The organism is Eikenella sp. (assembly GCF_057315495.1).
Genome location: NZ_DBHKXY010000038.1, coordinates 1 through 12,674 on the forward strand (window position 1 = coordinate 1; position 12,674 = coordinate 12,674).

The 12,674-nt window shown below is 52.6% G+C and carries 12 protein-coding genes; 4 read left to right on the plus strand and 8 right to left on the minus strand.

Annotated features, from left to right (window positions below; all coding sequences use genetic code 11):
- Positions 1-114: 114 nt before the first annotated feature.
- The 8 genes from ACO6EE_RS06680 to ACO6EE_RS06715 form a co-directional block, all read right to left on the minus strand.
- Positions 115-1,791, minus strand: a complete 1,677-nt coding sequence (locus tag ACO6EE_RS06680) for a formate--tetrahydrofolate ligase (protein ID WP_485960125.1) — start codon at positions 1,789-1,791, stop codon at positions 115-117.
- 145 nt (positions 1,792-1,936) lie between these two features.
- Positions 1,937-2,581 (minus strand): MarC family protein, encoded by a 645-nt coding sequence (locus ACO6EE_RS06685; RefSeq protein WP_485960126.1) that lies wholly within the window; start codon positions 2,579-2,581, stop codon positions 1,937-1,939.
- Between the two features lie 23 nt (positions 2,582-2,604).
- Positions 2,605-3,135, minus strand: coding sequence for a cysteine hydrolase family protein (locus ACO6EE_RS06690; protein ID WP_485960127.1), 531 nt, complete (start codon positions 3,133-3,135; stop codon positions 2,605-2,607).
- A gap of 277 nt (positions 3,136-3,412) precedes the next feature.
- Positions 3,413-4,525: a rod shape-determining protein RodA gene (gene rodA, locus ACO6EE_RS06695; RefSeq protein WP_485960129.1), complete on the minus strand. Its 1,113-nt coding sequence runs from the start codon at positions 4,523-4,525 to the stop codon at positions 3,413-3,415.
- Between the two features lies 1 nt (position 4,526).
- Positions 4,527-6,575, minus strand: a complete 2,049-nt coding sequence (gene mrdA / locus ACO6EE_RS06700) for a penicillin-binding protein 2 (protein WP_485960131.1) — start codon at positions 6,573-6,575, stop codon at positions 4,527-4,529.
- Complete coding sequence (mreD, locus tag ACO6EE_RS06705) at positions 6,572-7,075, minus strand: rod shape-determining protein MreD (RefSeq protein ID WP_485960133.1); 504 nt, start codon at positions 7,073-7,075, stop codon at positions 6,572-6,574. Before mreD ends, mrdA begins: the two co-directional genes overlap by 4 nt.
- A gap of 2 nt (positions 7,076-7,077) precedes the next feature.
- On the minus strand, positions 7,078-7,965 hold the full coding sequence (mreC, locus tag ACO6EE_RS06710) for a rod shape-determining protein MreC (RefSeq protein WP_485960134.1): 888 nt from the start codon (positions 7,963-7,965) through the stop codon (positions 7,078-7,080).
- Between the two features lie 113 nt (positions 7,966-8,078).
- Complete coding sequence (locus ACO6EE_RS06715; protein ID WP_023887097.1) at positions 8,079-9,119, minus strand: rod shape-determining protein; 1,041 nt, start codon at positions 9,117-9,119, stop codon at positions 8,079-8,081.
- A gap of 212 nt (positions 9,120-9,331) precedes the next feature.
- On the opposite strand from ACO6EE_RS06715, the gene gatC reads away from it, so the two are divergent.
- The 4 genes from gatC to gatA all read left to right on the plus strand — a co-directional run bounded on the left by gatC (position 9,332) and on the right by gatA (position 12,414).
- Complete coding sequence (gatC, locus tag ACO6EE_RS06720; RefSeq protein ID WP_485960136.1) at positions 9,332-9,622, plus strand: Asp-tRNA(Asn)/Glu-tRNA(Gln) amidotransferase subunit GatC; 291 nt, start codon at positions 9,332-9,334, stop codon at positions 9,620-9,622.
- Positions 9,623-9,734: 112 nt separating this feature from the next.
- Entirely contained in the window at positions 9,735-10,241 is a 507-nt protein-coding gene (locus tag ACO6EE_RS06725; protein ID WP_485960138.1) for a hypothetical protein, read from the plus strand.
- Between the two features lie 67 nt (positions 10,242-10,308).
- Positions 10,309-10,887, plus strand: coding sequence for a DUF4303 domain-containing protein (locus ACO6EE_RS06730; RefSeq protein ID WP_485960140.1), 579 nt, complete (start codon positions 10,309-10,311; stop codon positions 10,885-10,887).
- A 78-nt stretch (positions 10,888-10,965) separates the two neighbouring features.
- Positions 10,966-12,414: an Asp-tRNA(Asn)/Glu-tRNA(Gln) amidotransferase subunit GatA gene (gene gatA / locus ACO6EE_RS06735; RefSeq protein ID WP_485960141.1), complete on the plus strand. Its 1,449-nt coding sequence runs from the start codon at positions 10,966-10,968 to the stop codon at positions 12,412-12,414.
- Positions 12,415-12,674 lie beyond the last annotated feature (260 nt).

A 12,674-nucleotide genomic window follows, 5' to 3' on the forward strand; every position in this document is an offset into this window, starting at 1 on the left:
TGAAATGAAATTTACCTAGCACAAATACAACCAACCACTGGCTACCTGAAAACTACTTGCACAAAAAAATAGCCGGGCAATACCCGGCCATGAATTCTTTCACACTGAAACTATTCAGAACAATCCGCTAATTACCCCATCGTCATCCACATCAATTCGCTCTGCAGCCGGCACTTTTGGCAAACCTGGCATTTTCATCATATTACCGCACAGCACCACAATAAACCCTGCTCCAGCAGACAAAGTCAGCCCGCGCACAATGATGCGGAAACCTTGTGGTGCGCCCAGCAACTTAGCATTATCACTGAATGAATATTGCGTTTTTGCCATACAAACGGGCAACTTGTCCCATCCCAATCTTTCCAAATTAGCGATATCGGTCAGCGCCTCCGCGCTGAAATCCACGTCGTCTGCACCATAAACTCTCTGCGCAACCATGCGGATTTTTTCTGGGATACTTTGCTCTACTTCATAACAGAAGCTAAATTGTGCAGATGTTTGTTCGACAGCAGTAGCTACTTTACGCGCCAAATCCTCACCACCGGCACCACCCTTACTCCACACATCGGTAAATGATATTTCCGCACCACGCTGCCGACAGGCTTCTGCCACCAAATTCAATTCGGCCTGAGTATCAGCACTGAATCGGTTGAGCGCCACCACCACCGGCAAGCCAAACACATTTTTCAGATTATCAATATGGCGCAACAGATTGGGTAAACCTTTTTCCAGTGCAGTCAGATTTTCACCGGACAACTCATCTTTTGATAAGCCTCCGTTATATTTCAATGCCCGCACGGTAGCTACTACCACTGCAACATCCGGCCGCAAACCGGACAATCGGCACTTGATGTCGCAAAATTTCTCTGCACCCAAATCCGCACCAAACCCGGCTTCGGTAACAGCATAATCGGCCAGATAACAAGCCAAACGCGTGGCGACAACTGAATTGCAACCGTGGGCAATATTGGCGAACGGACCGCCATGCACAAAAGCAGGTGTACCTTCAATGGTTTGAACAAGATTAGGTTTAATGGCATCTTTTAATAACGCCGCCATTGCGCCCTGTGCTTTCAAATCGCGTGCATACACCGGGCTACCATCTTTTGTATACGCCACCAACATATTACCCAGCCTCTGCTTGAGGTCGGTAATATCCTTGGCTAAACAGAATACAGCCATCACTTCGGAAGCAACAGTTATATCAAAACCATCATCGCGCATCACACCATCGGCAGTTTTACCTAACCCGCCGATAATATTACGCAAATAACGGTCATTCATATCCACTGCACGCCGCCACAGAATCCGTTTTGGATCGATATTGAGCGCATTACCATGGTGGATATGATTGTCGATAAGGGCAGCCAAAAGATTGTTTGCTGCACCAATAGCATGGAAATCGCCAGTAAAGTGTAGGTTGATGTCTTCCATTGGCAGCACTTGAGCATAGCCGCCACCGGCTGCCCCGCCCTTGATGCCGAACACCGGGCCGAGCGAGGGCTCACGCAAGGCAATAACGGCATTTTTACCGATCCGGTTGAGCGCATCGGCCAAACCAATGGTGACTGTCGTTTTCCCTTCCCCGGCAGGTGTAGGGCTGATAGCGGTTACCAAAATAAGCTTGCCCCGTTTTTCAGGTAGCCTGAATGCATCATCCGGATTGATCTTGGCTTTATATTTGCCGTAATGCTCTAGTTGTTCCGGCTTCAAGCCGAGCTTGGCGGCGATTTCATCGATGTGCCTGATGGAAGCGGCTTGAGCAATTTGTACGTCGGACAATTGAGGCATAACAGTCTCCAAACTTAAAGAGTCAGAAAATGAAGAGTACAGCGCTCGGAATTGTACCCTAAATCAGCTGATAGGAAGCGAACACCCATCATCAGACACCACTTATCGTAATATGGCTAAATTTGCCTTATTGCCATCATCAAGCTTAACTCATCATTTTCAAGGCCGGGAACAAACCACGCAAACCGGCCAAAACGATCTCCACAGCGATAGCAGCCAGCAGCAAGCCGGATACACGGTTGATGATCTTAATACCGGCATTACCAAGCCACTTGCTCAACCGAACAGAACCAAACAACAGCAAATAGCAGGCAACCCCCACCATAAAGCCGGCAATCAACAATTCCAATGCGCCCTGCCAATTTTCCACGCGACTGCTGTAAATAATCACAATGGAAAACCCACCCGGGCCGACGATAATCGGTGTAGCCATCGGCACCACGGCAAAAGTAAACTGTTTTTCCGGCGGCAGGCTAGAATTTTCCTGATTTAATTTTGGCTTTACCGGGTCATCATCACCGCCCATTAGATTCATGGCAATCACAAACACCAAAATACCACCGGCAATTTGGAAGGCCGGAATACCAATGCCCAAAACTTTCAACAACGGGGTGCCAATCACTCCGGCTACCACCATGCAAATAAACGCACTAATCGACACCAGGCGTGCAGTTTTGCGCTGTTCCTTCAGCGTGAAGCCTGCCGTCTTATCCACAAAATAACCAAGCGCAATCAATGGATTATTTAAAACAATCAAACCAGTAAACAAATATAAAATATGAGTAATCATCTTTTCTCTCGTTAAACATCAAATCAGTCAGACAACAGCGCCACAGTTTCATCTACACTCGGCATGGCTGCGAAACGACCGCGCATAATATCGAAATTATGGTGTTCATACAGCTCTTTAGCCGACCAGCGGCCATTATCCAGCGTGCTGTTGGCCCCTTCCGGCAAAATCACTTCAAAGCCCAAATCGCCGGCAGCCCGCACTGTGGTTTCCACGCAGTACTCAGTCATCATGCCAACCACCACTAAGCGCTCCACTCCGTTATCATGCAGATAATCCAGCAAATCCGTATCACGAAAAGCACTGCTATACCATTTATCCACTACTTTCTCACCGACCTGCGGTGCAACGGCGGCAGCAATCTGCCAACCGGGTGAGTTCGGTGCAAAGGGCGAATCCGCCTCATTGTGCCGAACATAGATGACTTCACGCCCGTGTGTGCGAGCTGCAAGCAACATTCGACCAATGGCATCCAACATTTCTGCCCCGCGATAAGCACCCATATCCAGTAATGCCTGCTGGGTATCAATAACCAACAAAACCGTTTTCTTCATTATGCTCTTTCTGTGGCCAAGGCTACCTGAAAACGCTTGCTTCCATGAAGCTGAAATACTTATTTCCAAACAGCCAAAAAGAATAACCCCGGCATCGGCCGGAGAACTGCCGCCATTCTATACGGGTGGCAAAAGCTTTGCCATGGCTAGATGCCGTATCAGGTCAAATATATTGCAAATTCAACACACATATCGCCATCCTTCTCGGCAACCACCCCATCCATAACAAAGGCTACCTGAAATTTCAGGTAGCCTTTTTCAGGTAGCCTCCGCCGCCCTACATCTTACTCTGCTGGTTACTGATGCCCATCAGCATGGCCACAATGATCATGATAGAAAGCGTGGCCGTGCCGCCGTAGCTCACCAGCGGCAACGGCACACCCACTACCGGCAGGATACCGCTCACCATACCCATATTCACAAACACATAGCAAAACAGCGTCATAGTCAGCGCACCAGCCAAGGTTCGGCTGTAGAGCGTGGGGGCTTTGGCGGCAATATAGAGGCCGCGCCCCAGCATGATGGTGTACACCGTCAGCAGCAAGAGATTGCCGATAAGGCCAAACTCCTCGCCATACACAGCAAAGATGAAATCGGTGGTGGATTCCGGGATGTAATCAAGATGCGTTTGCGTGCCGTTGAGCCAGCCCTTGCCCCACACGCCGCCGGAGCCAATGGCAGTCATCGACTGCAAGATATGGTAGCCCGCGCCGAGCGGATCTTTAGTCGGATCGAGCAGGGTCAGCACACGGGTACGCTGGTAGTCGTGCATGCCGTATTGCCACAGCAGCGGCAGTGAAGCAAAAAAACCGACCATGGCCACCGCAATTACCCGCCACGGCAACCCGGCAAAAAATATCACAAACAGACCAGACGCCATAATCAGCACGGCTGTACCCAAATCAGGCTGCTTCAAAATCAGGAAGCCCGGCACAGCTATCAGCACCAATGCAGCCAAGTAATGCTGCCAGCCCAGCTCCGTTTCGTGCTGTTGCAGATACCACGCCACCGTCATCGGCAGCGCAATTTTCATCAATTCAGAGGGTTGCAAGCGAATAATACCCAAATTCAGCCAGCGTTGCGAGCCGTTCACAATCACCCCGAAAAAATGTACCCCCACCAGCATCAGCAGACTCACTCCATACAGCACAATGGCGAAGTTACTCAGCACCTGCGGCCGTGTACGGGCAATACACCATAGCAGCACAAAGCCTACTATCGTGTGCAGAGTTTTATTTTCCAGCTGGCCGATGCTCTGACCATCGGCCGAATACAGCAAAAACAGGCTCATCACATAGATAGCCAGCATGCTGTAGAACAGCCACATATCCATCGGATCCCAGATTTTCCGCCAGTAGCGGCGGATAGCGTGTTCAGACGGGTGTTGCATATTATCGAACCTCGGATGCGGCAGCCGGCTGGCTACCTGAAACCGCCCTATAAGCAGACAGGGTGCGTGCTGCTTGAGCGTGAATCAGCGGATACTCAGCCTGACTCATCGCGCCATCTCCCGGCACAGAGGGCTTGGGCAACGGCAGATTTTTGCCGTTTTCACCCTGCAGCTGCAGCAGGTAGAAGTCGGCCAGCTGGCGGGCAATCGGCGCGGCATTCGCGCCCCAGCCGCCGTTTTCCAACAGCACGGCGATGGCTATTTTCGGATTATCTGCCGGCGCAAAAGCAATAAACCAAGCATGGTCGCGGTGGCGTTCGGCCAGCGCGGCCGCGTTATACGATGCGCCCTGCCGAATCTGCACCACCTGCGCCGTACCTGTTTTGCCGCCCATGCTGTATTTCAGCCCCACACCCACACGCCAGGCCGTGCCGCCCGGGCGCAACACGCGCTCCATACTCTGCTTCACAAAAGCGAAATACTCCGGCTTGAACGGCAGGGTGGCGCTGGGCTGGGTACCCACCAAAATACGGGTTTGCTTTTGATGATCGATAAACTCACGCACTAAGTGCGGTCGGTACATTACACCGTTGTTGGCCAGCGTAGCAGTAGCGTGCGCCATTTGCAGCGGCGTGTAGGCGTTGTAGCCTTGACCGATACTGATGGTCACCATATCGGCAGGCTTCCACTGCCGAGCCGATTCGCTGCGCGAATTGGCAAACCGCCGTGCCTTCCATTCCGGGCTAGGCAGGATGCCTTTATATTCATTAGGCAAATCAATGCCCGTAGGCTGACCGAAGCCGAAATGTGCCAAATAAGGATAAGCTTTTTCTATGCCCATTTCGTAGCCCAGGCGGTAGAAGAAGGTATCGGATGACACTTGGATGGCCTTACCCAAATTGGCCGAGCCGTGCCCGCTGCGTACGGAATCACGGAACTGGTGGCGGCTGCCGGGAATGCTCCACGCCCCGGGCGCAGGCAGCACGGTGTTAGGCGTAATCTGCCCGCTTTGCAGCGCGGCCATGCCCATAAATGGTTTGAAAGTAGAGCCGGGTGGATACAGTCCTTGGGTAACGCGGTTGATGAGCGGTCGTTGCCAATCGTCGTTCAAGCTTTTCCAGGTATCGCTGTCGATGCCGTCGATAAACAGGTTGGCATCGTAAGTCGGCTTCGACACTAATGCCAACACTCCGCCGGTTTGCGGGTCGATGGCTACCACTGCACCGCGCCGGTTGCCCAACAATTCGCTGGCTTTCTGTTGCATGCGGATATCCAGCGACAGGCGCAGGGTCTGTCCGCTCACGGCCGGAGAGGTTTTCAGGGTACGCACAATATTGCCCTGCGCGTCTTTTTCCACCTCCTGGTAGCCGGGCATACCGTGCAGCTGCTGTTCGTAGAAGTTTTCCAGGCCCATTTTGCCGATATGGGTGGTGCCGCGATAAAGCTCGTAGCGGTCTTCGCTTTCCAGCTGGTCGCGGTCTTTGTCGCTGATGCGGCCGATATAGCCGACAATATGGGTGGTGAGCCCGCCGTAGGGGTATTCGCGGAAGGTACGGGCGTTTACTTCCACGCCTTTGAAGCGGAACAATACCGCCGCCAGCCTTGCCGCTTCTTCGGTGCTCAGTTTCAATTTTAACGGAATGCGTTCGTAGGAGCGGGATTCGGCACGGAAGCGCTGGAAGCGCTTCACATCGGCCTCGCTGATTTCCACGTACGGACTCAAGGCCGGTATCAAATCCTCCACTTTCATTTCCAGCTCGTTGGGAATGATTTCCAGCGAATAGGCCGGATAATTGTGCGCCAGCACCACGCCGTTCACATCGGTAATTTCGCCGCGAATCGGCGGAGTGGGAATCAGGGAAACGCGGTTGGCAACAGCCTTATCTACAAATTCTTCGTGCCGGGCTACCTGAAGCCGCACAAACTGCCACACCAACACGCCAAAGAATATCAAAACCATAGCAAACGCCACCACCAAGCGCAGCAGATAATCTTTCCGCTGGCTACGGGGTGGCGCTTTAACGGGCGTGTAATGACGGCTCGACTTCATTTGCGGGAACGGCGGTAGTGGGCGATGGCGAGCATCACATTGTTCAACTGCGGCCACAACAGGCCGGTAACAACTGAAGGCAACCACAGCCGCCACAAGGGAAACGGCTGCTGTTGAAACAGACTGACCAAGAAAACCACCAATTGGCTAACCAACATGGCGCCGGCCACCGCAATAGCCTGCCAGCCAAAAGAATTGAGCACAATCTGCCGCCGGTTACGTTCAATCAAAAACGCAGCCACGCTATAAGCCAAACCATGCTGTCCAAGCAGCGAGTTTGTGCCGATATCCACCAACAGGCCAAGGCAAAATGCCGCACCGATACCGATCAGCTGCGGCCTGTGCAACAGCCAATACGCCAGCATAATCAGCGTGAAATCGGGCAAAGGATATACCCAGGGCGGAGCAACCGGAATGAAATCAACCAGCAGCACCAGCAAAAAGCTGAATGCCACCCAGCGTTTGGGCATCGATTCTTTGAGCGGGTAGATCGGAGACATACTTATTCCTGCGCCCCCTGTTCGATTGGCGGCTCAGAAGCGGTTTCAGGTAGCCTTGCAGGCGCCTGTGGCTTCTGCGGAATCACCAGCACATAACTGCTGCTGCTCAAATTGGCCGCCGGCGTTAGCTCAGTACGGTAATACGGCGTGCCAGAATTGCGGTCGGCATGTGCTACTTTGGCAATCGGAATACCGGCCGGGTAGATACTGTCGATGCCGGAAGTAACCAACAAATCGCCCTCTTTCAGTTCGGCCGACACCGGGAAATAACGCAAATCCAGCGTTTCACCACGCCCATACACCAGCGTGCGCACGCCGCTTTCAGCCACCATCGCCGGAATCACCGACTGACGGTTGTTAATCAGCGTAACTTCTGCCGTGGCTGGCTGTACAGCAGTCACTTGGCCGATTAAGCCTTTTTCATCACTGACTGGATCACCCACCTGGACTCCGCTGCTGCTACCTTTAGTAATCAGCAGGCGGTCGGCACGTGGGATGCGGCCGTTAGACACAATCTCTGCCAATACTGCCTTGGGCGCGAGCAGCGGCTGCAAATGATTCAGTGTTTTCAGCTCACTCAATTCACGTGCCGCAGGCGCTTGCAGCTGCAACTGCATATTCAGGCGGGCGTTTTCTTCTTTCAGACGAGTGTTTTCAGCAAGCATTTGCCGTTTATCGCGCATAAATGCCACGCCTCCACTCACCCATTCTGCCGGCTGGCGTGCCACCCATTGCAGGGGGTAAAGCCCGGTGGCCACATAAGATTTAGCCTGCTGCAATGCCGCATAACGATTATCCAGCACCATCAGCGCCATTGAGGCGATCCCCAGCAGCACTAACTTGCCGGCAGAACTGATAATCGGGCTGGCAAAATTGATTTCTTGCGACATAAGCGGATACAGGCTACCTGAAAACTAAAGACCCCGCGCAGGAAGGTCTGATTAAAATAAACCAATCGGCATCCCGCGCCAGTTTTACAGCGCACGGGATGCCGGAATGAAAATTAAGGATTGGGCACAAACACTGAATTCATCTTACCGATTAAATCCAGCGCCTTACCAGAGCCACGCACCACGCAGGTGAGCGGGTCTTCAGCAATGCTCACTGGCAGGCCGGTTTCCTCAGCTAGCAAACGGTCCAAACCATTGAGCAGCGCGCCGCCGCCTGTGAGCACCAAGCCACGGTCGGCGATATCCGCGCCCAATTCCGGCGGGGTTTGCTCCAAGGCGTTTTTCACGGCCTGCACGATTTGATTCAACGGCTCGGCCAAGGCTTCCAGCACCTCATTAGAACTAATGGTGAAAGCACGCGGAATACCTTCGGCCAGATTGCGACCTTTGGCTTCAATTTCTCGCACCGCATTACCCGGGAAGGCTGTACCGATGGCTTTTTTGATTTCCTCGGCGGTGGCTTCGCCAATCAGCATACCGTAGTTGCGGCGCACATAATTGATGATGGCTTCATCAAACGCATCGCCCGCTACGCGCACGGAGTGGGAATACACCACACCCGACAAAGAAATAATGCCCACTTCAGTGGTACCCCCGCCAATATCCACCACCATAGAGCCAGTCGGCTCTTCAATCGGCAAGCCTGCACCGATGGCTGCAGCCATCGGCTCTTCAATCAAATTCACCGAAGCCGCACCAGCCTGCTGTGCCGAATCGTGAATCGCCTTGCGCTCCACTTGGGTTGAGCCGCAGGGCACACAAATCACAATACGCGGTGCAGAAGCAAAGCGGCTGTTGTTTGCCTTGCGGATGAAGTGTTTGAGCATTTTTTCGGTAACATTAAAGTCGGCAATCACCCCGTCTTTCATCGGGCGTACCGCCTGAATACCACCGGGCGTACGACCCAGCATACGCTTAGCTTCAGCGCCCACCGCCACCGTGGCGTTTTTATTATTGTTTATATCACTGGGCAGTGCCACCACCGAAGGTTCGTCCAAAACGATACCGCGGCCTTTGATGTAAATCAGAGTATTGGCCGTACCCAAATCGATGGCCAAATCATTAGAGAAATATCGGGTGAGAAAGCGGAACATTGCTTTAAATCCTAGTGTTTGAATACTGATGAATACTTTAAAGAAACCAAGCTCATGGAGAGGCCGGCGCTACTTTGTGCAGCCTTATTCTTATGCCGTGCCGAGAGGCAGGCTTTTAGGCTATAATTCGAACTTTGCAAGCCAGCCTCAAAAGAAACGCGTAATCATACCTGAGATTGGGCTGTTTGCTAAACATAATTTAAGGAATTTTTATGTCGCTTACACTTTCCGACGTTGAAAAAATCGCCCGCCTCTCGCGCTTAAGCCTAACTGAAGCCGAGAAAGCCGCCACTCTCGACAAGCTCAACGGCATTTTCGCCATGGTAGAGCAAATGCAGAGCGTGAGCACCGACGGTGTCGAACCAATTACCCACCCGCACGAACTCGCGCTGCGCCTGCGTACCGACCAAGTAACGGAAACCGACCACGCCGCCGAATACCAAGCCGTTGCCCCCGAAGTGCACAACCGCCTGTATATCGTGCCGCAAGTGATTGAGGAATAATTTTCAGGTAGCCTGAAAAAGGCTACCTGAAAGCATAAACTTCAACGAAGTTAAAACGAGCAACGCAAATTACTGTGAAGCCAAAACGCACACCAAGCCCGGAGCAAACATCATGAGAAAACTCTTCCTTACCGCCCTATTGTGTATTCTCACCGCCACCGCCCACGCCGCAGTCAGTCCGGCCGAACGCCAAGCCAACCCCAAAGCTGCCGCCATGGCGCAAACCAAGCTTGGCGAAGGCGTGCGCCTCTACAACTACCAAAGCGATGGCGACGGCACCTACACCGCCTATCTTTATCCCAACACCATCCACGCCCTCGGCGGCGGCTGGTATTCCGTTATATCCCGCCACCGCTCCCAACGCACCAGCCCAGAGCCCTATATGCTGGTATCCGACTGGGTATTCTGCGGCAGAGGTAAACACCAATCCGTGATGAGCGCACTGGCCTTGTTCAATTCAGATGGCAGTCTAAACGGTTTAAAAGACACCCGCCCCCACACCAAGCCTGCCGAACTGAGTGAAGCAACCATCAACGGACTCAACGCTGTAGGTGGCGAAGAGCAGCACACCGCCAAAATGGTACAAGCCGTGTGCGGCCACGTTAGCGCAGCCAAATAAACCTGCCCGCAAAATTTTCAGGTAGCCTCAAAGCAGGAAAGGCTACCTGAAAACCCAAAGGAACCCCATGCCACCCAAAACACAAAACCTGCACGATACCGCCGTCGAGCACATCTGCCAATGTTTCAGCCTCATCAAGCAGCAGGTCGAACAGGCAGGCAAAGAAATTGCCGCATATTATTTCTATCTGGTGGACGACTTTTTTGCCGTAGGCAACGCCGCAATTACCCATCAGGATTTAGCAGCCTTTGCTGCCAAGTACAAGAAAGAATACAAAAATTGCACCATCCTGCAGGCGATTTGGGATGGCAGATGCACACTTTATGAAGGCAAAACCGAAATCCAGAATGCTTCAGATAACTGGCTGAAAAACCAAAGCGAGCTCTACCAAGCTGGATACCGCAGCATAGAAAATCTAGATGATGACGACATCTATCAGCAAAAACGCACCGAACACGAAACAGCCCTGATAGCCGCACTACAACAATGCGACCAAGAAGGCCTGTTCGGCAATCGCGCTGAAAACGGTATATTGCTGTTTGCGTTTTATATTGATGATTATGATGAAAATGACGAACAATCGCTGCTGTACCGTTCTGCCACGCAGCTCAACCAACCGGATACTTACCAAAAATTGATAGGCTGATATTTTCAGACGGCCCAAAAAAGCAGCCTGCACCATTAACCCTTTAAAATTCCACTTATTTTCAACCGAAAGACCCTCATGACCCAATACACCCTCAAACAAGCCAGCCAACTGCTGCAATCCAAACAAATCTCCGCCGTCGAACTGGCCACCGAATATCTTGCCGCCATTACTGCGCAGAATCCGGCAATCAACGGCTACATCACACTGGACCAAGACAAAACCCTCGCCGAAGCCCGTGCCGCCGACGCACGTATCGCAGAAGGCAACGCCACCGCACTTACCGGCGTACCCATCGCCTACAAAGACATTTTCTGCCAAACAGGCTGGCGCAGCGCGTGCAGCTCCAAAATGTTGGATAACTTTGTCTCTCCCTACACTGCCACCGTCGTCCAAAACCTGCTCGACGAAGGCATGATAACGCTCGGCCGTACCAATATGGACGAGTTTGCCATGGGGTCGACCAATGAAACCTCATTCTACGGCGCGACTAAAAATCCGTGGAATCTTGAGCATGTACCGGGCGGTTCGTCCGGCGGTTCCGCAGCGGTCGTTGCCGCACGCCTTGCTCCTGTCGCACTCGGTTCTGATACCGGCGGCTCCATCCGCCAGCCTGCCTCACACTGCGGCATCACCGGCATCAAACCTACCTACGGCACGGTTTCCCGCTTCGGCATGGTTGCCTACGCATCCAGTTTCGACCAAGCAGGCCCAATGGCGCAAACCGCCGAAGACTGCGCGATTTTGCTCAATGCGATGGCGAGCTTCGACGAGCGCGATTCCACCAGCTTGGAACGCAGCAAAGAAGACTACACCCGCGATTTGGAAAAACCGCTCAAAGGCATGAAAATCGGTCTGCCTAAAGAATATTTCGGTGAAGGCGCGGATGCCGATGTGCAGGCTGCTTTGCAAAACGTTATTAACCTTTTAAAAGCACAAGGCGCGGAAACCATTGAAGTTTCCCTGCCGCAAACCGCCCTGTCCATCCCCGCTTATTACGTCCTTGCCTCCGCCGAAGCCAGCACCAATCTCTCCCGCTACGACGGCGTACGCTACGGTCACCGCGCCTCCCAATTCGGCGACCTTGAAGAAATGTACAGCAACACCCGCGCCGAAGGTTTCGGCAGCGAAGTCAAACGCCGCATCATGATCGGTACTTATGTGTTGTCGCACGGCTACTACGATGCCTATTACCTGAAAGCCCAAAAACTGCGCCGCCTCGTTGCCAACGATTTTCAGACGGCCTTCGCACAATGCGACTTCATCCTCGCCCCGACTGCGCCCACCGCCGCCCCCAAACTCGGCAGCGACATCCACGACCCCGTGCAGATGTACCTTTCCGACATCTACACCATCGCAGTGAATCTGGCCGGTTTGCCCGCCCTGACCCTGCCCGCAGGTTTCAGCGGCAGCGGACTGCCCATCGGCGTGCAATTTATCGGCAACCACTTCTCCGAAGCCAAAATTCTTGGCGCAGCGCATCAAGTACAGCTGGCGAGCGATTGGCATACGAAAGCACCGGCGTGAAAGTTTTCAGGTAGCCTTTAAGGCCGTCTGAAAAAGGCTACCTGAAATTTGTGAAGTCCATAGTACTTTTTGTTTTGAATCATCTTTTTCAGGTAGCCTGAAGTAATGTTCCAACCCAAAACCCTAGAAAGCTACGCTGAATTACTCAAAAAGTATGAAGGCTTGGGTGACAAATTTAAAACTAGGAATAGCTTATAAATTAGGTATTTGTAACCCATACCGCTTCCCTACTCATGAGGCTGCCTGAAAATTTAAAACGG